We start from the raw sequence: 23,685 nt of genomic DNA on the forward strand, positions 1-23,685 counted from the left end.
TCACCGCGCGTGCACCCCGCGTACGCGTCGCCCGCTTAGCTTCGCGGCATGAGCCGCAGCGACTCCATCGAGGCCACCGCCGCCGGCGCGGCCGATTCGGGATCCGCCCGGGACGGCGAGGGCGCGTCGGGGGACCGCGCCGCCCGCACCGGGCAGGGCCCTGCCGCGACCGGCGGCGGTTCGCCGGCCGCCGCCGTGCGCGCCGTCGCGATCATCCCGGCCAGGGGCGGGTCGCAGGGCCTGCCCGGCAAGAACGTGGCACGCGTCGGGGGAGTGCCGCTCGTGGCCAGGGCCGTGCACGCCGCCCTCGCCGCGGAGCGCATCGGGCGCGTCGTCGTGACCACCGACGACGAGGAGATCGCGGATGCCGCGCGCGGCGCCGGCGCCGAGGTCGTCGCCCGCCCGGCCGAACTCGCGAACGCCACGGCGTCGAGCGAGTCGGCGCTGCTGCACGCGATCGATGCGCTCGTGCGCGAGCCGGGCTCGGCCGACGAGCCCCCGGAGCACGAGGTCACCGTGTTCATCCAGGCCACCTCCCCGTTCATCGACCCCGCCGACCTCGACGCGGCCGTCGCGCGGGTCGCGTCGGGCGAACGCGACGTGGTCTTCGCCGCCACCCCGACCCACGGATTCCTGTGGCGAGAGCGGGCCGACGATGCCGACGGTGCGAGCGCGGTCGGTGTGAACCACGACCCGACGAACCGGCCGCGACGGCAGGACCGGGAGCAGGAGTTCCTCGAGACCGGTGCGTTCTACGTGTTCCGAACCGACGGCTTCCTCCTCGCCGGGCACCGCTTCTTCGGACGGATCGGCATCCAGCGCGTCCACCCCGACACCGCGATCGAGATCGACGACGCCGCCGACCTCGCCCGCGCCCGCGTGCTCGCACCGCGCATCGACCGTCGGCTCGCGGGCGGCATCGCCGCCTCGCTCGCCCGCCGCGAGGGTGCGGCGTGGGTCGCCGACCCGCGCCATCCGTTCATCGACGTCGACGCCGTCGTGACCGACTTCGACGGCGTGCACACCGACGACACCGCCGCGGTCGACGAGCTCGGGCGCGAGTCGGTGCGCGTCAGTCGGGCCGACGGGCACGGTGTGGCCCGCCTGCGCGACGCCGGCATCCCCGTGCTGATCCTGTCCGCCGAGGCGAACCCGGTCGTCACCCGGCGCGCGGAGAAGCTCGGGGTCGACGTCATCCAGGGGCTGACCGACAAGGGCACCGCGCTCCGCGAGTGGGCGGCGGCCCGCGGCATCCGCCTCGACCGCATCGCCTACCTCGGCAACGACCGGGGCGACATCCCCGCGCTCGACCTCGCGGGCTGGCCGCTCGCCGTCCCGGACGCGGCACCGGACGCGCTCGAGCGCTCCCGTCACGTGCTCGAGCAGCACGGCGGCCACGGCGCGGTGCGCGAACTCGCCGAGCTCGTGCTCGCCGCGCGCGAGGCCAAGCTCGGCTCCGGCGCCTCCGACCTCGTGCGCGAGTCGCACGAGCTCGAGCCCGCGCACCCCAGTCGCGAACAGCGCGAGGCCATCGCCACGGCGTCCTCCGCGTCCTGACCACCCACGAAAGCGAGCCACCATGTCCGTGCGCATCGGCCACGCCGCCATCGGCGAGTACGACCCCGTCTACGTCATCGCCGAGATCGGCCTCAACCACAACGGCGACGTCGAGATCGCCAAGCGGCTCATCGAGGTCGCCGCGCACGCCGGTGCGCAGGCCGTGAAGTTCCAGAAGCGCACGCCCGACCTCTCGACGCCCGAGCACATGAAGCCGATGCCGCGCGAGACGCCGTGGGGCACCATGACCTACCTCGAGTACCGTCACCGCGTCGAGTTCGGGCGCGACGAGTACGCCGAGGTCGCCCGCCACGCCGCCCTGCACGGCCTCGACTGGTTCGCGTCGCCGTGGGACGCGCCGGCCGTCGCCGACCTCGAGTCCTACGGCGTCGTCGCCCACAAGATCGCGTCGGCCTCGGTCACCGACCTCGAGCTCCTCGAGGCGGTCCGCGACACGGGCAAGCCCGTGATCCTCTCGACCGGCATGTCGACGCTCGACGAGATCGATCGCGCGGTCGCGGTGCTCGGCACCGAGCGCCTCGTGATGATGCACGCCACGTCGAGCTACCCGATGCCGTCTGAGGAGGCGAACCTCCTGATGATCCCGTCGCTGAAGCGTCGTTACCCCGGCGTCCCGGTCGGCTACTCGGGCCACGAGCGCGGCCTGCAGATCTCGATCGCCGCGGTCGCGCTCGGCGCGGTCGCCGTCGAGCGCCACATCACGCTCGACCGCACCATGTGGGGCTCCGATCATTCGGCCTCGCTCGAGCCGCAGGGGCTGGAGCACCTCGTGCGCGACATCCGCATCATCGGCGAGGCGCTCGGCGACGGCGTGAAGCGCGTCTACCCGGGCGAGGAGGCCCCGAAGGCCAAGCTCCGCCGGGTGCTCGCGTGACGGAGGGCCGCCCCGCCGGCGTCGCGAGCGCCCCGGCGACGGATGCCGCGGGGCGGCGCCTGCTCGTCGTCGGCGACGCCGACTCCTACGTGAAGTGGGGCGCGGCGCTCGCCTCGACGCTGCCCGGGGAGTGGACGTCGCGACTCGTCGTCGTCGCCTCGCCCGTGCAGCCGAGCCCACGCCAGCTCGAGCACGCCCTCGACGGGACGCGCTTCGCACCGGCCGACGTGCGCATCGTGCCGCTCGACGGGCGCGACGGTTCGCCAGGCCTCGACGACGAACTCGACGACTTCGACCCGCACGCGGTGCTGCTCGCGCTGCGCGGGCCGTTCGTGCGCGTCGTCGCCCCGCGGATCCTCCGGCGCCGGAACCGCCCGGCGCTCGTGAGCGGCTTCCCCGGCCTCACCATCCCGGCCGTGCCGAAGGCCGTCGTCTACCGCGAGCAGACCGACCTGATCGTGCTGCACAGCCGGCGCGAGGTGCGCGAGTTCCGCGAGAACGCCGCCGAACTCGGCGTCGACCGCATGTTCGGGCTCGCGACGCTGCCCTTCCTCTCGGCGGCCGGGGCGGATGCCGTCGGACCGGGCGGCACGGACGTGATCTTCGCCGCGCAGGCCAAGGTGCCGTCCGAGCGGGCGGACCGCGTGCACGTGCTCGTCGCGCTCGCCGAACTCGCCCGGCGGCAGCCCGATCGGCGCGTCGTCGTGAAGGTCCGCGCTCGAGCGGGCGAGGCGCAGACCCACGCCGAGGCGCACGACTACGCCGACCTCCTGCGCGAGCTCCCCGACACCGGGTCGCGCGTCGGCGACGCGGACGCCGTCCCGCCGAACCTCGTCGTCGAGGACGGTCCCATGGCCGCCCACCTCGAGCGAGCCGGCTCGCTCGTGACGGTCAGCTCCACGGCCGCGCTCGAGTCGGTCGCGCTCGGCATCCCGACGCTGCTCATCGACGACTTCGGCGTCTCGCCCGCGATGATCAACACCGTGTTCGAAGGCGCCGGGCTGTTCGGCTCGACGACGGACCTCGCGGCCGGGCGCTTCCGCCGCGCCGACGGGGCGTGGCTCGCGGACAACTACTTCCACGGGCGCGACGCCGACGACTGGGCGTCACGACTGGCCGCGCTCGTCGAAGCGCGCGAGATCGTGCCGCTCGCGCCGCTCGTGCGCACGCGCAACCTCTCGGGCGGGGCGCTGCGGTCGGCGTTCGAACGGCGACGCATGCTGGGCGGGCACGACCGCAGCCTGTCGGGCGCGCTCGCCTGGGGCGTCGGCGTCCCGGCGCGGGGCGTCGTCCGCCGGGTGCGGCGCGCGCGGCGCCGGATCGCGCGGCTGTGGTCTGGCGCGGGCCGGCCCGCCTCGGGTGCCGGCGCGGCGATCAGCGAATCGGGCGCCGCGGAGGCCGCCGCCCGCTCAGTCGACGGGAGCGGTGTGCAGCGCGACGTGCGCCAGGTAGGCCTCGGCGTTGCGCCGGATGCCCGCCTGCTCGTCGGCGGTGAGCTCGCGGCGGACCTTGCCGGGCACGCCCGCGACGAGCGAGCCGGGCGGCACGACGGTGCCCTCGAGCACCACGGCGCCGGCCGCGACGAGTGACCCGCGGCCGATCACGGCGCCGTTGAGGATCGTCGCACCCATGCCGATGAGGCAGTCGTCCTCGACCGTGCAGCCGTGCAGCACCGCACGGTGGCCGACCGAGACCCCCTCGCCGATCACGACGGGGTAGCCGGAGTCGACGTGGCAGACCACGCCGTCCTGCAGGTTGGAGCGCTCGCCGAGGCTGATCGGCTCGGCCTCCGCACGCAGCACCGCGTTGTACCAGACGCTCGATCGCGCGGCGAGTCGCACCTGCCCGACGATGACGGCGCCGAGGGCCACGAAGGCGCTCGGCTCGAGCTCGGGGGCCGGGACGTCGGCGATGGTCAGGATGCGGGCTGAGGGATCGGCGCTCATGCCGCCAGCCTATTCCCGGGCCGCGATCGAGCGGATGCCGTCCGCACCGTCGCGGGGCAGGAGCGGTGCAGTCGGCATCCTCTCGATACCGGGCTAGTCCTCAGGAGGGCCGGAGCGCCGCCCGACGGCGAGACGGATGCCGCGCACCGCGCCGCCGACGGCGAAGACGGCGACGCCCGCCGCGATCGACGCCGCCGGGAGCGTGACGACGAGCGCGACGCATCCGATCGCGCCGAACCACGAGAGCCACCGCGGCACGAGCCGCTCGCCGGCCGGCTGGGTGATCGCGGACGCGTTGGCGACGAGGTAGTAGACCAGCACGCCGAACGACGAGAACCCGATCGCTCCGCGGAGATCGGCCACGAGCAGCAGCACGATCACGGCGACGCCCGTCGCGATCTCGGCGACGTGCGGCACGCCGAACCGCGGATGCACCGATGCGAGCGGGCGGGGGAGCTCGCCGTCGCGCGCCATCGCGAGGCTCGTGCGCCCGACTCCCGCGACGAGCGCGAGCAGCGAACCGAGCGCGGCCACCCCGGCCGCGGCGCGCACCACGGGCTCGGCCCAGATCCATCCGGCGACCGCCACGACGTCGACGAGCGGGGCCGCGGATGCCGCGAGCGCGTCGGGCCCGAGCGCCCCGACCGCGGCCGTGCCGACGAGCGCGTACACGACGACGACGACCGCGAAGGCGATGCCGATCGCGCGGGGGATCGTCCGTCGGGGTTCGCGCACCTCCTCGCCGAGCGTCGCGATGCGCGCGTACCCGGCGAACGCGAAGAAGACCAGGGCTGCGGCCTGCAGCACCCCGTAGACGCCGAGCGCGCCGGGCGCGGCATCCGTCGACGGCAGGGCGGCCACCGATGCGGTCGCGCCGACGCCCCAGCCGACGCCCGCGACCGCAGCGAAGCCCGCGGCGACGACCACGACGAGTACCGCGAGCACGGCCGAGACGATCACCGAGGCGACCCGCGCGGTGCGCGTGACGCCGAGCACGTTGACGCCGACGAGCACCACGACCGCGACGATCGCGACGGGCTTCTGCCACGCGGGCGGCACGAGGTACGCCGCGGCGGTGAGCGCCATCGCGGCGCAGCTCGCGGTCTTGCCGATGACGAACCCCCACCCGGCGAGGAAGCCCGGCCAGGCGCCGAGCCGCTCCCGGCCGTACCGGTACGCGCCGCCCGACTCCGGGTGGCGGACCGCGAGCTGCGCCGTCGAGCCGGCGTTCGCGAACGCGACGGACGCCGCGATGGCGAGCCCGGCGAGCAGCAGGCCGCCCGCGGCCTGCGCCGCCGGCCCCCACACCGCGAAGACGCCCGCGCCGATCATCGCCGCGAGCCCGATGGCGACCGCGCCACGGAGCCCGAGACGTCGCGCGAGCCGATCGGGGGGCGGGCCGGAGCTGGTCACGCTCGAACCCTACGGCAGCGCGGCGAGCGCACGGGGCACCCGCCGGTCGTCGCTCGGGCGGGCGGCATCCGAGGCACCTGCTCCCGACGACGGATGCCGCGGCATCCGCTCGTAGGATCGAGGGCATGACCGCCGAGCCGACCGCCCCCTCGCACGCCGCCGTCGACCGCGTCGCCGCCGCGCTCGCCGCAGACGGGATCGAGCCGCGCATCGTGTGGTTCGACGACGCCGTGACCACCGCGAAGCTCGCCGCCGAGGCGCTCGGCATCGAGGTGGGCCAGATCGCGAACTCGCTGGTCTTCACACTCGACGACGAGCCGATCCTCGTGCTCACCTCGGGCGCGCACCGCGTGGACACCGAGTGGCTCGGCGCCGAGCTCGGCGGCACGATCGGGCGCGCGTCGAAGGAGGTCGTGAAGGCCGCGACCGGCCAGGTCATCGGCGGGGTCGCACCGGTGGGCCACCCTGAGCCGGTGCGCACCTTCGTCGACGTCGACCTCGCCGCCTACGACGAGGTCTGGGCCGCCGCGGGGCATGCGAAGACGGTGTTCCCGACGACCTTCGACGAGCTCGTGCGCATCACCGGCGGCACGCCGACGGCGGTCGAGCCGAACTGAGGTCGCGCGCCGCAGTCCCGGCCCGGACGCGGCGCGGTCGGCCACGACGGAGGCGGCTCAGGCGTCGCGCCGCGCGCCCTGTGCAGCGTGCACGGTGAACACGCCGGGCTCGCGGTAGCCGTGCTCGGCGAACGCCTCGACGACCTTGCGGGCGATGACGGGCACGAGGTCGTCGATCACGAGCGCGATCGCCGCGCCGCCGAACCCGCCGCCGGTCATGCGCGCGCCGATGGCCCCGTTCGCCTGGGCGGTCTCGACCGCGAGGTCGAGCTCGGGAACCGAGATCTCGAAGTCGTCGCGCATCGACGCGTGCGACGCGTCGAGCAGCGGGCCGATCGCGCCCGGCCCGTGCTCGCGAAGGGTGCGGACGGTGTCGAGGACGCGTTGGTCCTCGGTCACGACGTGCCGCACCCGACGGAAGGTCTCGTCGTCGAGCAGGTCGCGCGCACGGTCGAGGTCGTCGACGCCCACCTCGCGCAGCGACTCGGCCCCGAGGGCCGCAGCGCCCGCCTCGCACGAGGCGCGCCGAGCGGCGTAGCCGCCGGTCGCGTGGGCGTGGCTCACGCGAGTGTCGATGACGAGGAGGGACAGCCCGGCCTCGGCGAAGCCGAGCGGGATCACGTCGGCGTCGAGGCTTCGGCAGTCGAGGAACACGCCGGAATCGGCTTCGCCGAGGAGCGACGCGGACTGGTCCATGATGCCGGTCGGGGCGCCGACCACGCGGTTCTCGGCGAGGCGGCCGACCTTCGCGAGCGTCGGGCGGTCGAGGCCGAGGCCCCAGTGCTCGTCGAGGGCGAGCGCGACGGCGCATTCGATCGCGGCCGACGACGAGAGGCCCGCCCCGACCGGCACGTCGGAGTCGATGTGGAGGTCGACGCCGCGGACGTGCGCCAGGTCGGCCCCGGATTCGCCGAGCGCCCACACGACGCCGAGCGGGTACGCGGCCCAGCCGCTCACGGCGTCGGGCGTGAGCTGGTCGAGGTGCACCTCGACGGTCTCGGGCGAGAAGGTCGACGAGACCCGGACGACGCGGTCGTCGCGGTCGCCGAGCGCCACGGTCGTTCGACGGTCGATCGCGAACGGGAACACGAAGCCGTCGTTGTAGTCGGTGTGCTCGCCGATGAGGTTCACGCGGCCGGGAGCCGACCACACGCCCGCTGGGCGGCGGCCGTACTGCTCGGCGAAGCGATGCTGGGCGGAGGCCACGGCGTCGGTCACAGGTCAACTCCTTCGATGGCGGTGCGAAGTGCGGCGGCCTGCGTCTCGGGCGGCACGTCGCCGATCCAGGCGCCCATGGCGGCCTCGGAGCCGGCGAGGTACTTGAGCCGGTCGGCGGCTCGACGCGGGCTCGTCAGCTGCATCGTGAGGCGCACGTCGTCGCGGTGCTCGTGCACGGGCGCCTGGTGCCACGCGGCGATGTACGGCGTGGGCGTGTCGTAGAGCCGATCGACTCCGCGGAGGAGGCGCAGGTACACGCGTGCGAGCTCGTCGCGCTCCTCGGCCGTGGTCTCGGCGAGGTCGGGCACGTGACGGTTGGGGACGAGGTGGACCTCGATCGGCCAGCGCGCGGCGAAGGGCACGTACGCGGTCCAGTGCTCGCCGGCGAGGAGCACGCGCTCACCGGAGCGCTCCCGCTCGAGCACGTCGGCCTGCAGCGACGGCCCGTAGGCGTCGATCGCGCCGAGCAGGCGCTCGGTGCGCGGCGTCACGTACGGGTAGGCGTAGATCTGGCCGTGCGGGTGGGGGAGCGTGACGCCGATCTCGCGCCCGCGGTTCTCGAACGGGAACACCTGCTGCACGCCGGGGAGTGCCGAGAGCGCGGCGGTCCGGTGCGCCCAGGCCTCGATGACGGTCCGGGCGCGCGAGACGGACTGGGTCCCGAACGAGCCCTCGTGCTCGGGGCTGAAGCAGACGACCTCGCAACGGCCGTGCGAGGGCAGGCGGCGCCCGATGCCAACGGCGCGCACGTCGGCGAGGGCGGATGCCGCGGCATCCGCCCCGCCTGTGGACACGGGCCAGTCGGCGAGGTCGGGTCCGAACGACGGCGAGCGGTTCTCGAACACGGCGACGTCGTACGTGCTGGGGATCTCCGACGGATTGGTCGCGGTCTGCGGCGCCAGCGGATCGGCGTCGGCCGGGGGCAGGAACACGCGGTTCTGCCGTGCGGCCGCGATCGAGATCCATTCGCCCGTGAGCGGGTCCTGCCGCATCTCGGCGACCGCGGGCCTCGGGTCGAGCGCACGGGCGTCGATTGCGCGCTCAGGCGGGAGCGTCGTGTCGGCGTCGTCGAAGTAGATGAGCTCGCGGCCGTCGGCGAGGCTCGAGCGGCGCACGGCGATGCGCGGGTCGAGGAGGCCGGGTTCGGTCTGGTGCACGGCGCCACGGTACGCGACTTTCGTTTGAGAAACAAGTGGGTTTCGTATTGCAAAGTACGGATGCCTCGGCGCACACTGGTCGTCATGCAGCCAGATGCCGCGCACCGCCGCAGGCTCACCGCCGACCTCGTGAGCGAGCGCGGGTTCGTCCGCGTCGTCGAGCTCAGCGAGTCGTTCGGCGTGACCCCGGTGACGGCCCGCGCCGACCTCGACGCGCTCGAGCGGGCCGGTCTGGTGCGACGCGTGCACGGCGGTGCCGTGCCGTCCGGGGCCGGTGCCGCCGAGCCGCGGCCCGAACGCGAGCCGAGCTTCGAGGAGGCGCTCGCGACGTCCGTCGTGCCCAAGCAGGTGATCGGCGAGCGCACGGCCGCGCTCGTGCGGAGCGGGCAGAGCCTCATCCTCGACGTCGGCACCACGACGCTCCAGGTGGCCCGCGCACTCCGCGCGCGCGCCGACCTCGACGACGTCACGATCTTCACCAACGGCCTCTCGATCGCGCTCGAGCTCGAACCCGAGATCCCGAGGTTCACGGTCGTCGTGACGGGCGGCACCCTCCGCCCCCGCCAGCACTCGCTCGTGCACCCGCTCGCCGGTTCCGTCCTCGACGAGGTCCACGTCGACCTCGCGGTCATCGGGTGCAACGGCGTCGACCCGAATCTGGGCGTCACGAACGCCAACCTGCCCGAGGCCTCGGTCAAGGCCCTCATGCTCCGGCGCGCGGCGCGCGCCGTGGTCGTCGCCGACGCCTCGAAGCTCGGCGAGGTCCACCTCGGCCGCATCGCGCCGGTGGACGCCTTCGACGCGCTGGTGACGGATGCCGCGGCACCGGGCATCCTCCTCGGCGAACTCGGCGACGCCGGACTCGACGTGCTCGTCGCCCACGCCGCCGACCGGCCATAGGGTGGTGTGCATGAATCTCCCCACGGGCGATCAGTTCGAGCTCGAGACGACCACCTCCACCGGCGACGTCCGTGCGACGATCACCGCCGTCGCCGCGGGCCTGCGCACGCTGACCATCAACGGGATCGACCTCGTGCCGCCCTACGGCGAGGACCAGACGCCGCCGTCCGGTTCCGGCATCGTGCTCGTGCCGTGGCCGAACCGCATCCGCGACGGCATCTGGCACCACGGTGAGACGTCGTACCAGCTCGCGATCACCGAGCCCGCGAGGCAGAACGCGATCCACGGCCTGCTGCGGTACGCCGAGTACGTCCCCGTCGAGCAGGATCGCGACTCGGTGACGCTCGCGGCGACGATCTTCCCGCAGCTCGGCTACCCGTTCCTCGTCCGCACGGCGGTGCGGTACGAGCTCGTCTCCGACGGGCTCAAGGTCACGCACTTCCTCGAGAACGTCGGCGGCGAGCCCGCCCCCGTCGCGGTCGGCACCCACCCCTTCCTCAAGATCGGCGGCGTGCCGACGGAGGACCTGGTGCTGCGGCTCGACGCCGCGAGCCACCTCGAGGTCGACGAGCGGCTGCTCCCGACCGGCGAAGTGCCCGTCGACGGCACCGAATGGGACTTCCGCGAGGGGCGCCGCGTCGGCGACGTCGACCTCGACGACGCGTTCGGCGAGGTCGCCTCGGTCGACGGCACGGTCGAGCACACGCTCGTCGCACCCGACGGCCGATCGGTGTCGGTGTGGGCCGACGACGAGTTCGCCTACGTGCAGGTGTACACGACCGAGAACTACCCCGGCGAGAGCCGCGCCATCGCGATCGAACCCATGACCGCGCCCGCCGAGGCGTTCAACTCCGGCAAGGGCCTGCGCTGGCTCGACCCCGGCGAGCAGTGGGAGCTCAGCTGGGGCATCCGCTTCGCCGGCTTCACCGCCGAGTGAGGTCGGGGCCGGCCGCCCGGCGCCGGCACGCCGCCGACCGTCGCGACCGCCGTGGCGTCAGAACGCGCAGCTGCCCGAGTCGACGCGCTCGCTGAGCGACGGCGCCTCATCGGCGAGCGGCTCGAGCGTGCCCACCGGGACGGCGAAGCCGACGTTGTCGACCGTCTGCGACTTCGCGAACACCACGCCGCCGACCTCGCCGTCGCCGGTGAGGACCGGGCCGCCCGAGTTGCCGTGGTCGACCTCGGCCGCGAGGGTCACGACGTCGCGCGACGTGGTGTCGCCGTCGATCGAGATCGTGATCGGACCGTTCGCCATGATCCGGGCGGGCCGGAGTTCGAGCGGGCCGCCGAACGGGTAGCCGGCGACGGCCACGTCGGTCTCGGGGCCCGGCGCGTCCGCGATCTCGAGCGGGGCGACGTCGAGTCCGTCGACCGCGATCACCGCGAGGTCCGCATCGGGATCGAACGCGACGACGCGACCCTGCACCGGGCTGCGACCCGGCGCCTCGACGATCGGCTCCGTCACGCCCGCGACGACGTGGGCGTTCGTCACGATGCGATTCGGCGCGACCACGAAGCCAGAGCCGGTGAGGTTGCCCCCGCACTCGAAGGCGAGCCCCGTGACCCTGACGACGGATGCCGCGGCCGCGTCCAGTTCGGGATCGTCGAGACCGCCCGACGGGAGCTCCGGTGCGACCGTCGGGCCGTCGAGCACGCCCGTGAGCCACGGGATCGCCTCGCCGAACGCCGCGGTGCGCATCTCGGCCATGAGCGTGCGGGCCGGTTGCGGGGTGACCTGGTCGATGCCGCGCACGACCCACGAGCCCGCGACCGCGGGCGAGACGACCGGCACGCCCATCGAGCCGACGCCGGATGCGACGAGCGCGATGACGAACGCGGTCACCATCGTGTTGACGATCGCGCCGAGCACGCGGTCGATCGGGCCCAGCTTGACCGCGTCGGCGCCACGGCCGAGCGCGCGGCCGATCGCACCCCCGAGCGTCGCGCCCGTCACGAGGAGCACCACCGCGACCGCGATCGCGATCGGGGCCCGCCACTCCGGCGCCGCGACGAACGACACGATCCACGGCATCGCGATGTACGCCGCGATGCCGCCGGCGATGAGGCCGAGCAGGCCGCCGACCGTGCGGAGCAGGCCGGCGCGCCATCCGTGCACGAGCGCGCCGAGGAGGACGAGCACGAGCAGGATGTCGAGGACGAGGCTCCAGGTCATGCGGGATTCGCTCCGATCTGCCGACGACCAGCCTCTCGCATCCGCCTCGGAGCGCGCTGAGGGTGCGCGAACGCCCGGCTCCGGCGCCGTCCCACTGTTCGCCCAGCCGATTCGCCTAGCGTCGTGGTCATGACGACGACATCCCTGCATGCCGCCGCCGACCCCGGGCTCACCGGGCTCGCCGCATGGGCGGTCCAGCTGATGGAGACCCTCGGCGCCCCGGGCGCCGGCCTGGCCATCGCGCTCGAGAACCTCTTCCCGCCGCTGCCGAGCGAGGTGATCCTGCCGCTCGCCGGGTTCACCGCGAGCCGCGGCTCGTTCACGCTCGTCGAGGTGCTCGCGTGGACCACGGCCGGGTCGATCGTCGGCGCCCTCGCGCTCTACCTCGTCGGCGCGGTGCTCGGCCGCGCGCGCACTCGCGCGCTCGTGAAGGCGGTGCCGCTGGTGGATGTCGCCGACGTCGACCGCACCGAGGCGTGGTTCGACCGCCACGGTCGTACGGCCGTCTTCTTCGGCCGGATGATCCCGCTCTTCCGCAGCCTCGTCTCCATCCCAGCGGGCGTGACCCGCATGCCCATCGCCTGGTTCCTCGCGCTGACGACGCTCGGCAGCATCATCTGGAACACCGTGTTCGTCATCGCCGGCTACCTCCTCGGCGAGAACTGGCATGTCGTGGAGCCGTGGGCGGACGGCTTCCAGGTGGTCGTCATCGCGGTCGGGGTGCTCGCCGTCGCGGCGTTCGTCGTCAAGCGCGTCGCGCGGATCCGCGAGCACCGTCGACGCGTCGGACGCGGTGAGGAGAGCGCCGGGGGCATTTAGCCGACGGAAGGTCCTGTCCGGAGCCGCGTGCGAGGACTAGCGTGGTGGCGTGACAGGGCGAGCCGTGCGTGGCCCGGACCGCATCGACCTGATCGGATGGCGGTGCGCCGGAGCACGGCCATGATTCCGGACACCGTCTTCGCACGGAGCGGAGACGCCGATATCGCCTACAAGGCCATCGGCGACGGGGCTCGCGACCTCGTGCTCGCCTTCCCGCTCGTGTCGAACGTCGACGCGTTCTTCGAGCTTTCGGAGAACCGCGAGTTCGTCGAACGGCTCACGTCGCTCGGCCGGGTGATCCTGTTCGACAAGCGCGGTGCCGGCATGTCCGATCGCGGCACCGGTCCGGTGAGCGTCGAGCAGCACTCGGACGACCTGCTCGCGGTGCTCGACGCCGCGGGGAGCGCCCGCGCCGTCCTGCTGGGCTGGTTCGACGGCGGCGCCACGTGCCTCGTGACGGCCGCCCGGCACCCCGGCCGGGTCGAGTCCGTGGTCGCGGCGGAGGTCCTCGCCAGCGGTCGACGCGTGCCCGGCTTCCCGTGGGGCTTCGCGCCGCCGTTCGGCGAGAAAGCCATGCGGAAGCTCGTGATGATGGGCTGGGGCCAAGCGGCGATGGCTCGCATGATGGCTCCCGATTGGGCGGGCGACGCCAGGTTGATCGACTGGCTGATCCGCTACGAGCGGGTCTCCGCACCGCCGAGCGGCGCGGCGCGCGTGCTCGAGGACGCGCTCGCGCTCGACATCCGGGGCTACCTCGCGGAGGTCGAGGTCCCGGTTCTCGTGATCCACGACCGCGCCTACCCCGGCGTGCCGATCGCACCCTTCCGCTGGCTGGCCGACACGCTGCCCGACGGACGGCTCCGGGAGATCCGGCATGCCGACGGCGCCCCGTTCATCCTCCCGTCGGACGACCTGGTCGACGAGATCGAGGAGTTCCTCGTGGGGACCCGCAGCGGCGCCCGGCGCGAGCTCGCGAGCATCGTGTTCACCGATATCGTCGGCTCGACCGAGGAACTGGCCGGATCCGGCGACCTGCGCTGGGGCAACCGGCTCTCCGGGCATCGCGAATCGGTCCGGCAGTCGCTCTCGAGGTTCGGCGGGCGCGAGGTGAACACCACGGGCGACGGGTTCGTCGCCGCGTTCGCGCTTCCGTCGTCGGCGATCCGGTTCGCGCAGGACGCGATCGCCGCCGCCGACGCCATGGGTCTCGGCCTCCGCGCCGGGGTGCACTGCGGCGAAGTGCTCGTCCGGGACGAGGACATGGTGGGCATCGCCGTCCACGTCGCCGCGCGCGTCTCCGCGCTCGCCGGGTCGGGCGAGGTGCTCGTCACCGACACCGTCCGCGTGCTCGTCGAGGGCTCGGGGCTCGCCTTCGAGACGGCCGGGGCGCACTCGCTGAAGGGCGTGCCCGGCGTCTGGGAGTTGTTCCGACTGGCGGGCTACCCTGATCGCGTGGACAGCCCCCGAGGTGGTCGTGGAGCCGGATCGTGATCCCGGCCACCCGATACGCCGTCCGCGACGGCGTCGACCTCGCCTACAAGGTCTTCGGGGAGGGCGAGCGCGACATCGTGCTCGCGTTCGCGTTCATCTCGAACGTCGACGTGTTCTGCGAGCTCCCCGAGCACCTCGAGTTCATCGAGCGGCTGCAGGCGCTCGGTGCCCGCGTGATCCTGTTCGACAAGCGCGGCACGGGACTCTCCGATCGAGGCGGGCTCGACGCGACCGTCGAGGATCGCGCCGACGACCTCGTCGCGATCCTCGATGCCGCCGGCAGCACGCGAGCGGCGATCATCGGCTGGTTCGACGGCGGGGCGACGGCGCTCGTCGCCGCTGCGCGACATCCGGAACGCATCGACGCCGTCATCGTGTACGAGGCCTTCGCCGTCGGCCACGCCGACGCCGACTTCCCGTGGACGCTGAATGCGGCATGGATCGCGAGCCTCATGGCGGGACTCGAGCCGGCCGAGTGGGGGCGGGGGCTCGTCGTGCGGCAGTTCTGGCAGGCGGAGGGTGCGGAGCGACTCGTCGCCTGGTGGGAGCGGTACGAGAGCATGTCGGCGACGCCGACCGCCGCGCGGCGGCTCGCCGAGGCCATCGTCGCCATCGACATCCGACCGTACCTCGCCGACGTGCGCGCCCCGGTGCTCGTGCTCCACGACACCGCGCTCGAGGCGATCGACGAGGCCCCCATGCGTTGGCTGGCCGACGCTCTGCCCGAGGGGCGGCTGCAACTCGTCCGCCGGTCCTCGGCACTGCCGGCGATCCTCCCGGACGGCGCCCTCGTCGACGAGATGGAGGAGTTCCTGACCGGCACCCGCAGCGGAGGCCGCCGCGACGTGCTGACGACCGTCTTCACCGACATCGTCGGGTCGACGGCCGCCCTCGCGAGGACCGGCGACGAACGCTGGCGCAGCATCCTCGCCTCGCACGACGAGGCGCTGCGACGATCCATCGCCCGGTTCTCGGGCACCGAGGCCAACACCACCGGGGACGGGATCGTCGCGACCTTCCCCCTGCCGTCGTCCGCGCTGCACTTCGCCACGCAGGCGCTCGAGTCGGCCGCAGCGCTCGGCCTCGAACTGCGTATCGGGGTGCACTCGGGCGAGCTCATCATCCGCGGCGACGACCTCGTCGGACTCGCAGTGCACGCCGCGGCGCGCATCTGCGCGGCCGCCGATCCCGGTCGCATCATGGTCAGCGACACCGTCCGCTCGCTCCTGCTCGGATTCCCGTTCGCCTTCGAGCCAGCGGGGGAGCGCGACCTGAAGGGCGTGCCCGACCGCTGGCGGCTCTGGTACTGCATCGACGGACCCGACGGGGCCGAGGCGCGTCGGAGCTGAGGGCGGCGGGCGCATGCGGCGCGGCGTCGAGGCAATCCACGCGGGGCTGCGCGACGAATCACCGTCGACCCTCCCCGCACACCGCAGGAGCACCGCATGACCCTCGCCCAGGCCCCGATCGCGGTCGTGGCGACGCGACGCATGGCGCCGGTCGTGGTGCGGCGCCGGCCGGCCCCGTCTGCCATGCTGGGACGCGTGACGGACGCCGAGCACGGGCCAGCGGCATCCGACCCGACCCTCGACGACCTGCTCGTCGCGAGCGGCACGGGCGACCGGGCGGCGTTCGGCGCGCTCTACGACCGCACCGCGGCGCGCATCCTCGGGCTGGTGCGTCGCATCGTGATCGACCCGGCCCAGGCCGAGGAGGTCGCCCAGGACGTGTTCCTCGAGGTGTGGCAGACGGCGCCGCGATTCGATGCCGCGCGGGGCTCGGCGATCTCGTGGATGTTCACGCTCGCCCACCGTCGCGCCGTCGATCGCGTGCGCTCGTCGCAGTCCGCCCGCGACCGCGACGCCCGCATCGGAGCGCGCGACCTCGACGTGCCCGTGGACAGCGTCGCCGAGGTGGTCGAGGTGCGCCTCGACCACGAGCGAGCGCACGTCGCGCTCGCCGAACTCAGCGACCCGCAGCGCGAGTGCGTGGAACTGGCGTACTACGGGGGGCTGACGCAGGCCGAGATCGCCGAACGGCTCGACGTGCCGCTCGGCACCGTGAAGACACGGATGCGCGACGGCATGATCCGGCTGCGCCGCGTGATGGGGGTGAGCACATGACCGACGCCGATTTCCCGCAGGGCGGGGGCGCGGACGAGCCCGAGGAGCTGCTCGCCGCCTACGCGCTCGACGCGGTGACAGACGATGAGCGTGCGCGAGTCGAGGCGCGACTCGCCGAATCGCCGGAGCTCCGCGCCGAGCTCGCGGCCCTTCGCGAAGCGGCCGCTGCGCTCGCCGACGCCGCCCCACCCGTCGAACCGCCGCCGGCCATGAAGGCCTCGATCCTCGACCGGCTCGACGCGGTGCCGCAGGTCCCGGCCAGGTCGGCCGACCCGGTCGCACCGGTGCCCGCACGCGCCGTCCGACCTGAACCCGCGGCCGCACCCGAACCCGCGGCCGCGTCGCTCACGCCGGCAGAGGACCGGGGCGACCTGGGGCCATCCGTCGCCGGACCCGTGGAACGCGCCGCACGACGACGCTGGTTCCAGCGCCCGGCCGCGATCGTCGCCGCCGCGGCGGCGGCCGTGCTGGTGATCGCCGGCGCCGTGGTGGGATTGAACTGGCCCGGACCCGCGGGTTGGGGTGCGCAGCGCGCCGTCGATGCGATCGCCGCCGCACCCGACGCCGAATCCGTCACCGTCGCGTCGGCCGGGGGTGGCGAGGTGACGATCGTGTGGTCCGCCGAACTCGGCCGTTCGGCCCTGAGCGCGTCCGACCTGCCCGATGTCGGCGCCGAGTCGACGTACGAGCTCTGGTACATCGACGAGGCCGGCGCGCGCGCCGCCGGGACGTTCGATCCCGACGGCGGCGCCGCCTACGTCGTGCTCGACGGGGAGTTCTCTTCGGGCGTCGTGGTCGGCATGACCGTCGAACCCGCCGGCGGGTCGGAGGCGCCGACCACCGACCCGATCGTCGTCGTCGAGACCTGACCGCGTCGACTAGGGTCTGAGGGGGCTGCGCGCCCGATATCACCACCACCCCCGACGACGAGGAGTGACGCATGCGCATCGGCATGTTCCTGAGCTACGCGGGCGGCTTCCGCGAGGCCGCCGCCGAGGTCGCCGAACTCGAACGAGCTGGCGTCGACCTCGTGGTGGTCCCCGAGGTCTACTCGTTCGATGCGGTGAGCCAGCTCGGCTTCCTCGCCGCCCGCACCTCGCGCATGACGCTCATGAGCGGCATCCTGCAGCTCTACACCCGCACGCCGTCGCTCACCGCCATGACCGCCGCCGGACTCGACTACGTCTCGGAGGGCCGGTTCGAGCTCGGCATCGGCGCCTCGGGGCCGCAGGTCATCGAGGGCTTCCACGGCGTGCCCTACGACGCGCCCCTCGGCCGCATGCGCGAGATCGTCGAGATCTGCCGCACGGTGTGGCGGCGCGAACGCGTCGTGCACGAGGGGCGGAACTACCGCATCCCGCTCCCGGCCGGCCAGGGCACAGGCCTCGGCAAGCCGCTGAAGCTCATCAACGAGCCGGTGCGCGAGCGCATCCCGATCACGATCGCCTCGCTCGGACCGAAGTCGGTCGAGCAGACCGCCGAGATCGCCGAGGGCTGGCTGCCGATGTTCTTCCACCCGGAGCGGGCCGGCGACGTCTGGGGTGCGGCGCTCGAGGCCGGGCGCGCGCGACGCGCTCCCGAGCTCGGGGCCCTCGACGTGTTCGCGAGCCCCGCACTCGCCATCACCGATCGACCCGAGCTCGTCGAGGCCGCGATCGCGGCGGTCAAGCCGAACCTCGGCCTCTACATCGGCGGCATGGGCGCTCGCGGCAAGAACTTCTACAACGACCTCATCGCGAGCTACGGCTTCGCGGCCGAGGCCGAGCGGATCCAGGACCTCTACCTCGACGGCCATCGCGAGGAGGCGATCGCCGCCGTGCCCGACGAGCTCGTGCGTGCGATCTCGCTCATCGGCACGCCGGCCGAGGTCGCCGAACGCGTCGAGGCGTTCGTGCGCGCAGGGGTCACGACCATGAACGTGACACCGCTCGGGCGCAGCGCGGAGGAGCGACTCGCGCTCATGGCTGGGCTTCGCCGCATCGTCGGCTGACCCGGGCCGCGGTCGCTGCTCGCCGCGATTCGCGCGGTCGCATGTCCAGTCCCCACTTCGAGGGTGTTCCCAGCGTCGGTCCGTCGACGTACGCTCGGTCCACCGCACGTGGCCGTGCGGAAGGGGACACCTGGGGAGGAGCCGCCGCGTCGGGGCATCGGAGCCCAGCACGTCTCCGATCCCCCACGGCGGTGCCCCGGTCCGCCGCTCGCGGCGATGCGCCGGACGCGTGGCATCATGGTGCCGACCGCGGAGCACGCGCCCCCGCGGACGGGGAGGTCGGATGACCCGGAGCGGAGCCGTCGACGCGGTCGTGGTGGGGTCGGGCCCGAACGGGCTCGCCGCCGCGGTGACGCTCGCACGAGCCGGCCTGTCCGTGCAGGTGTTCGAGGCCGCGGCCCATCCCGGCGGCGGTGCCCGGACGGCGGAGCTGACCCTCCCGGGCTTCCGTCACGACGTGTGCTCGGCCGTGCACCCGATGGCGCTGGCGTCGCCGTTCTTCCGGGCCTTCGGGCTCGACCGGCGCATCGAGCTCCGCGTGCCCGAACTCTCCTTCGGCCACCCGCTCGACGGCGCGCGCGCGGGCCTCGCCTGGCACGACCTCGAGCGCACGGTCGACGGCCTCGGTCGCGACGGCCGCGCCTACCGACGTCTCATCGCACCGCTCGTCGCGCGCGAGGAGGCCGTGACCGAATTCACGGGGTCGTCGCTCGTGCGCGTGCCGCGGCATCCGCTCGTCGCCGCCCGCTTCGGACTGCGGGCGATCGAGCAGGGCACGCCCGCATGGAGCCTCCGGTTCGGCGACGACCTCGCGCCGGCGATGCTCACGGGGGTCGCGGCGCACGCGATCCGCCCGCTTCCGAGCCTCGGAACGGCGGGCACGGCGCTCGTGCTGACGATGCACGCGCACGCGCGCGGATGGCCGATCCCGGTCGGCGGGAGCGGGGCGATCGTGGGCGCGCTCGTCGACGACCTCGTCGCGCACGGCGGCGAGCTGGTGACGGATGCCGCGATCGACGACCTCGCGGCGCTGCCGCCCGCCCGCGCCGTCCTGCTCGATGTGACCCCCCGCGCGCTCGAGCGGCTCGCCGGAGACCGGCTTCCGTGGCGGTACCGCCGCGCGCTGCGCGGATTCCGGTACGGCAACGCGGCCGCGAAGGTCGACTTCGCGCTCGCGGGGCCGGTGCCCTGGGCGAACCCCGACCTGGCGCGGGCCGGGACGCTGCACCTCGGGGGCACGCGGGCGGAGATCGCCGCCGGCGAGCGCGAGGTGGCGCGAGGGCGGCATCCGTCGTCACCGTACGTGCTGGTGTCGCAGCCGTCGACGCTCGACGACTCGCGCGCCCCCGCCGGTCGGCACGTGCTCTGGACGTACACGCACGTGCCCGCCGGGTCGACGCTCGACCCGACCGAGGCCGTCATCCGGCAGATCGAGCGCTTCGCGCCCGGCTTCCGCGACCTCGTGCTCGCGTCGTCGTCGCGATCGGCCGCGCAGATGCAGGCCGAGAACGCCAACTACATCGGCGGCGACATCGCCTCGGGTGCACCGTCGCTGACTCAGCTCGTGCGTCGCCCCGTGCTCTCGCCCGACCCGTGGCGCACGCCGCTCTCCGGCGTCTACCTCGCCTCGGCCTCCACGCCGCCCGGGCCGGGCGTGCACGGCCTCGCCGGCTGGCACGCTGCTGCGAGCGCGCTCCGACGCGAGTTCGGGCTGGGAATGCCGCGGCTCGCGCCATGATGCGTCGTGGTGCCCCCACAGGGACTCGAACCCTGGACCCACGGATTAACCTGCTGCACTGGGTTTCCCCAGCCACCGCGAACGGCTTGCAGTCTGGACTATATCTTCACCTTCGGCCGAGCCGGTCAGGTGCGCCGCGTGTAGTCTCTGAGGTTCCCTTTCGGTTACCTGCTGATCGCCCAATCCCTCGGATTGTCACTGCCCAGTCGGGCGAGTACCTCGGGCTCTCAGGGGGTTCCAGCATATAGCGGCGTACATCCACCGCATTTCTGCGATGACGCTCCTGTGTTCTGTTGAAGTCCGTTGCTCTAACCAACTGAGCTATAGGGGCAGACCCACCCTAACAGGCGCAGAACCCGCTCTCCGGGGCCACCCGTCGGTCGGGCGAGCGGTGGACCGCGCGGTGACGGAGGTGCACCGTAGCGTTGGCTCACCGCATGGAAGGACATCATGAAGTCGTGCTCGACGTGCCACCGATCGCTCCCGCTCACCGACTTCAATGTGCGAACGCGTTCCCCTGATGGTCTGCAGTCGGTCTGCCGAACGTGCAATGCCGAGCGCGCACGACGCTACTACTCCGAGAACCTCGAGAAGCACCGGCAGGCAGTGGCGGCGCAGGTGGCGAAGACCCGGGCTGCGCACCTTCGGCGCATCGGCGCGTACCTCCTCCAACATCCCTGCGTCGACTGTGGTGAGCGAGACATCCGCGTGCTCGACTTCGACCACCGAATCGGCACGGAGAAGGCAGGGGAGGTGATGAAGCTCGCCAAGGCGGCGTACTCATGGGAGCGGGTCTTCGATGAGATCGCGAAGTGCGATGTACGGTGTCGGAACTGCCACGCGATCGTCACCTACGAGCGGATGGGGTCCGACTGGCGATCAACGCTCCTCCGAGGAGCGATGCAGTCGGCCGCAAGCTGATGATAAACCGCGGCTCGGCGCGATTCCGCTCCCCGCGGAACACCCGCGCGACCCCGGGCGGTTCCCTGGCCGCCGGGGTATCGTGTCCGCGATGACCGCAGACTTCCACCGCCCCACGCGCTTCCCGCCGCGCATGTTCGAGGGGTACCTCGGCGCCGATGATCCGGCGTACGTGAGCCGGGTCGCCCACGACACCGCGGCGGCGGTCCTGTCCCGAGTGCGGGACGACCCCGATCCCGAGGTCGTCGCGCGGCTGGTGTCGTACACCGACGAGCACGGCATCGACGCGATCGCCGAGCTGTGGTCGCAGGCGTCGCCGAAGAGCCTTCCGGGGGCGCTCTGGCGCATCTACCTGCTGCGCACCATGATCCGACAGGATGCGCAGGGCGTGAGCCTCGCCTTCCAGCGCGGCACCGAGGTCTCGCACACGATCGACCAGGTCGTCGCGGGCGCGCCGACGCCCGCCGGACCCGCCGAGGTGCGTGAACTCGCCGACACGATCCTGCGCGGCGTGTTCGCGGGCGACTTCGCCGCGGCACTCGAGCGCGCGACGGCGTTCTGCCGGGTCGCGTCCGCCGGCTTCGCGAGCCTCGCCGACGATGCGGATGCCTCGGATGCCGCGCACCCCGACCGGCCGGGGATCCTCACCCAGCGCGCCCTCCGCCTCTCGTCGCTGGCCGAGGAACTCGCCGCCTGCGCCCGGCTCTGGCGGCACGACAGCCTCGACTGACGCGCGCGACCGCTGCGACCGGCCCCGGGAATAGACCCGCGACCGACCTCGTTTAGACTGTTCGTGGCCGGTCGCAGTAACCCCGGGCTCCAATATTCGCCGCTTCGAGCGGCCTCGCGCCGAGAGGCGTTCTGCGGCCGGCCATCTCCGTGTCCGAGCGCCGCCGACCGGCGATGGCGGGTCCCGACGCGCGGCTGTCCGACTCCGCTCGCCCCTCCGGCGTAGCATCGGAGCATGGCCGACACCGTCTCGTTCCTGGTCGACCCGTTGCCCGTCGATGCGTCGCCCGAGTTCCTCGAGGCGTCGTTCCGCGAGATCGAGCCGGGTTCCGGCGCACTCGCGGTCAACGACCTCGCGCCGCATCGCGGCGACGGGATCTTCGAGACCCTCGCCGTGATCGACGGCCACGTGCAGGAGATCGGGCCGCACCTCGCGCGCCTGGCGAATTCGGCGCGCCTGACCGAGCTGCCCGAGCCGAACCTCGAGCAGTGGCGCCTCGTCATCCGCCGCGCCGCCGAGCGCGTGCCCGCCGAGGGCGAGTACGCGTTGAAGATCGCGCTCAGCCGCGGCGTCGACCCCGGCACCACGCCCACGGGGTGGGTGCACGTCACCCCGGGCGCCGACTTCGCCGCGGCGCGGGAACGCGGCATCCGGGTCGTCAGCCTCGACCGGGGCGTCGCGCGCGGCGCGGGGGAGCGGGCGCCGTGGCTGCTGCTCGGCGCGAAGACCCTGAGCTACGCGGCGAACATGGCCGCGATCCGCGAGGCCAAGCGGCGCGGGGCCGACGATGCGCTGTTCGTCTCATCGGACGGATTCGTGCTCGAAGGCCCCACCTCGAGCGTGATCGCGCGGATCGGGGACGAGTTCGTCACGCCGCCGCCGGCCGCCGGCATCCTGCACGGCACGACCCAGCGCAGCATCTTCGCGCATCTCGAAGGGCAGGGGCGCAGGGTCGCGTACCGAGACCTCGAGCTCGACGAGCTGCGGCGAGCGGATGCCGCGTGGCTGGTGTCGAGCGTGCGGATGGCGGCGCCGATCGCCGAGCTCGACGGCGCCGCGCTCCCCGTCGACGTCGACGAGACCGCCGCGCTGAACGCGTACCTCCTCAGCCCCCGCGACTGAGCAGCACGCCGGCCGTACGACGATGGCCCGGGCCCCGAGCGGGGACCGGGCCATGAGGCGCCGGGCGTGGATCGAGCGAGGATCAACCGAAGCGGCCGGAGACGTAGTCCTCCGTGGCCTTCTCCGACGGGTTCGAGAAGATCGTCGTCGTCTCGTCGTACTCGATGAGCTTGCCGGGCTTGCCCGTGCCCGCGATGTTGAAGAAGGCGGTCTTGTCGGAGACCCGCGAGGCCTGCTGCATGTTGTGGGTCACGATCACGATCGTGTACTCCTGCTTGAGCTCCTCGATGAGGTCCTCGATCGCGAGCGTCGAGATCGGGTCGAGGGCCGAGCACGGCTCGTCCATCAGGATGACCTCGGGCGAGACCGCGATCGCGCGGGCGATGCAGAGGCGCTGCTGCTGGCCGCCCGACAGGCCGGAGCCCGGGCGGTCGAGGCGGTCCTTGACCTCCTCCCACAGGTTCGCGCCGCGCAGCGACTGCTCCACGAGGTCGTCGGCGTCGGACTTCGAGATCCGCTTGTTGTTCAGCTTCACGCCGGCGAGCACGTTCTCCTTGATCGACATCGTCGGGAACGGGTTCGGACGCTGGAACACCATGCCGACCTGGCGTCGCACGAGCACCGGGTCGACCTCGGGGTCGTAGAGGTTGTTGCCGTCGATCAGCACCTCGCCCTCGACGCGTGCGCCGGGGATGACCTCGTGCATGCGGTTGAGGGTGCGGAGGAAGGTCGACTTGCCGCAGCCCGACGGGCCGATGAACGCCGTGACGCTCCGGGGCTCGATCTCGAGCGAGACGCCTTCGACGGCGAGGAACTTGCTGTAGTAGACGTTCAGGTCTCGGACTTCGATGCGCTTGGACACTGTGGTTCCTATC

At 73.2% G+C, this 23,685-nt stretch carries 21 protein-coding genes and 1 pseudogene; 16 read left to right on the forward strand and 6 right to left on the reverse strand.

What is annotated here, in order from left to right; genetic code table 11:
* Positions 1-48: 48 nt before the first annotated feature.
* The 3 genes and pseudogenes from ACSJD1_RS16845 to ACSJD1_RS16855 form a co-directional block, all read left to right on the forward strand.
* Positions 49-1,557, forward strand: a complete 1,509-nt coding sequence (locus ACSJD1_RS16845) for a cytidylyltransferase domain-containing protein (RefSeq protein WP_438856447.1) — start codon at positions 49-51, stop codon at positions 1,555-1,557.
* A 22-nt stretch (positions 1,558-1,579) separates the two neighbouring features.
* Positions 1,580-2,452, forward strand: a complete 873-nt coding sequence (locus ACSJD1_RS16850) for an N-acetylneuraminate synthase family protein (protein WP_438856448.1) — start codon at positions 1,580-1,582, stop codon at positions 2,450-2,452.
* Positions 2,449-3,564 (forward strand): annotated as a pseudogene (locus ACSJD1_RS16855) (DUF6716 putative glycosyltransferase); the annotation flags it as partial. The gene ACSJD1_RS16850 and the pseudogene ACSJD1_RS16855, both read left to right, overlap by 4 nt.
* A 297-nt stretch (positions 3,565-3,861) precedes the next feature.
* Here the strand turns inward: ACSJD1_RS16855 and ACSJD1_RS16860 are convergent.
* Both ACSJD1_RS16860 and ACSJD1_RS16865 read right to left on the reverse strand, forming a co-directional pair.
* Entirely contained in the window at positions 3,862-4,398 is a 537-nt protein-coding gene (locus tag ACSJD1_RS16860) for a gamma carbonic anhydrase family protein (protein ID WP_438856449.1), read from the reverse strand.
* Between the two features lie 93 nt (positions 4,399-4,491).
* On the reverse strand, positions 4,492-5,811 hold the full coding sequence (locus ACSJD1_RS16865; RefSeq protein ID WP_438856450.1) for an APC family permease: 1,320 nt from the start codon (positions 5,809-5,811) through the stop codon (positions 4,492-4,494).
* Positions 5,812-5,936: 125 nt separating this feature from the next.
* Between ACSJD1_RS16865 and ACSJD1_RS16870 the strand changes: the two genes are divergently transcribed.
* On the forward strand, positions 5,937-6,428 hold the full coding sequence (locus ACSJD1_RS16870) for a YbaK/EbsC family protein (RefSeq protein ID WP_438856451.1): 492 nt from the start codon (positions 5,937-5,939) through the stop codon (positions 6,426-6,428).
* A 57-nt stretch (positions 6,429-6,485) separates the two neighbouring features.
* On the opposite strand, the gene galK is transcribed toward ACSJD1_RS16870, so the two are convergent.
* Positions 6,486-7,646: a galactokinase gene (galK, locus tag ACSJD1_RS16875; RefSeq protein ID WP_438856452.1), complete on the reverse strand. Its 1,161-nt coding sequence runs from the start codon at positions 7,644-7,646 to the stop codon at positions 6,486-6,488.
* The gene (gene galT / locus ACSJD1_RS16880; protein ID WP_438856453.1) at positions 7,643-8,803 is read right to left on the reverse strand and encodes a galactose-1-phosphate uridylyltransferase; all 1,161 of its coding nucleotides are present in this window, start codon (positions 8,801-8,803) and stop codon (positions 7,643-7,645) included. Before galT ends, galK begins: the two co-directional genes overlap by 4 nt.
* 84 nt (positions 8,804-8,887) lie before the next feature.
* Between galT and ACSJD1_RS16885 the strand changes: the two genes are divergently transcribed.
* Positions 8,888-9,703 carry a DeoR/GlpR family DNA-binding transcription regulator gene (locus ACSJD1_RS16885; RefSeq protein WP_438856454.1) on the forward strand — a complete coding sequence of 272 codons (816 nt, stop codon included), beginning with the start codon at positions 8,888-8,890 and terminating at the stop codon, positions 9,701-9,703.
* A 10-nt stretch (positions 9,704-9,713) separates the two neighbouring features.
* Entirely contained in the window at positions 9,714-10,640 is a 927-nt protein-coding gene (locus ACSJD1_RS16890) for an aldose 1-epimerase family protein (protein WP_438856455.1), read from the forward strand.
* A gap of 57 nt (positions 10,641-10,697) precedes the next feature.
* Here the strand turns inward: ACSJD1_RS16890 and ACSJD1_RS16895 are convergent, their stop codons facing one another.
* The gene (locus ACSJD1_RS16895) at positions 10,698-11,876 is read right to left on the reverse strand and encodes a MarP family serine protease (RefSeq protein WP_438856456.1); all 1,179 of its coding nucleotides are present in this window, start codon (positions 11,874-11,876) and stop codon (positions 10,698-10,700) included.
* Positions 11,877-12,005: 129 nt separating this feature from the next.
* Between ACSJD1_RS16895 and ACSJD1_RS16900 the strand changes: the two genes are divergently transcribed.
* The 10 genes from ACSJD1_RS16900 to ACSJD1_RS16945 all read left to right on the forward strand — a co-directional run bounded on the left by ACSJD1_RS16900 (position 12,006) and on the right by ACSJD1_RS16945 (position 22,810).
* Entirely contained in the window at positions 12,006-12,695 is a 690-nt protein-coding gene (locus ACSJD1_RS16900) for a DedA family protein (protein ID WP_438856457.1), read from the forward strand.
* A gap of 120 nt (positions 12,696-12,815) precedes the next feature.
* A complete protein-coding gene (locus ACSJD1_RS16905) occupies positions 12,816-14,186 on the forward strand; it encodes an adenylate/guanylate cyclase domain-containing protein (RefSeq protein ID WP_438856458.1) in 1,371 nt (456 codons plus the stop codon).
* On the forward strand, positions 14,183-15,535 hold the full coding sequence (locus ACSJD1_RS16910) for an adenylate/guanylate cyclase domain-containing protein (protein WP_438856459.1): 1,353 nt from the start codon (positions 14,183-14,185) through the stop codon (positions 15,533-15,535). Before ACSJD1_RS16905 ends, ACSJD1_RS16910 begins: the two co-directional genes overlap by 4 nt.
* 183 nt (positions 15,536-15,718) lie before the next feature.
* The gene (gene sigK / locus ACSJD1_RS16915) at positions 15,719-16,309 is read left to right on the forward strand and encodes an ECF RNA polymerase sigma factor SigK (protein WP_438856555.1); all 591 of its coding nucleotides are present in this window, start codon (positions 15,719-15,721) and stop codon (positions 16,307-16,309) included.
* Entirely contained in the window at positions 16,306-17,178 is an 873-nt protein-coding gene (locus ACSJD1_RS16920; RefSeq protein ID WP_438856460.1) for an anti-sigma factor, read from the forward strand. The genes sigK and ACSJD1_RS16920 overlap by 4 nt, the downstream gene beginning before the upstream one ends.
* Positions 17,179-17,249: 71 nt before the next feature.
* Positions 17,250-18,299, forward strand: a complete 1,050-nt coding sequence (locus tag ACSJD1_RS16925) for an LLM class F420-dependent oxidoreductase (protein WP_438856461.1) — start codon at positions 17,250-17,252, stop codon at positions 18,297-18,299.
* Between the two features lie 283 nt (positions 18,300-18,582).
* Entirely contained in the window at positions 18,583-20,037 is a 1,455-nt protein-coding gene (locus tag ACSJD1_RS16930) for a phytoene desaturase family protein (RefSeq protein WP_438856462.1), read from the forward strand.
* 450 nt (positions 20,038-20,487) lie between these two features.
* Positions 20,488-20,958, forward strand: coding sequence for a hypothetical protein (locus ACSJD1_RS16935; RefSeq protein WP_438856463.1), 471 nt, complete (start codon positions 20,488-20,490; stop codon positions 20,956-20,958).
* Between the two features lie 91 nt (positions 20,959-21,049).
* Positions 21,050-21,688: a DNA-directed RNA polymerase subunit beta gene (locus ACSJD1_RS16940; RefSeq protein WP_438856464.1), complete on the forward strand. Its 639-nt coding sequence runs from the start codon at positions 21,050-21,052 to the stop codon at positions 21,686-21,688.
* A gap of 234 nt (positions 21,689-21,922) precedes the next feature.
* The gene (locus ACSJD1_RS16945) at positions 21,923-22,810 is read left to right on the forward strand and encodes an aminodeoxychorismate lyase (protein WP_438856465.1); all 888 of its coding nucleotides are present in this window, start codon (positions 21,923-21,925) and stop codon (positions 22,808-22,810) included.
* A gap of 82 nt (positions 22,811-22,892) precedes the next feature.
* Here ACSJD1_RS16945 and pstB read toward each other — a convergent pair whose 3' ends face one another.
* Entirely contained in the window at positions 22,893-23,672 is a 780-nt protein-coding gene (pstB, locus tag ACSJD1_RS16950) for a phosphate ABC transporter ATP-binding protein PstB (RefSeq protein WP_438856466.1), read from the reverse strand.
* Positions 23,673-23,685 lie beyond the last annotated feature (13 nt).

Origin of the sequence: Agromyces excoecariae (genome assembly GCF_051715505.1) — a bacterium.
Classification (GTDB): Bacteria; Actinomycetota; Actinomycetes; order Actinomycetales; family Microbacteriaceae; genus Agromyces.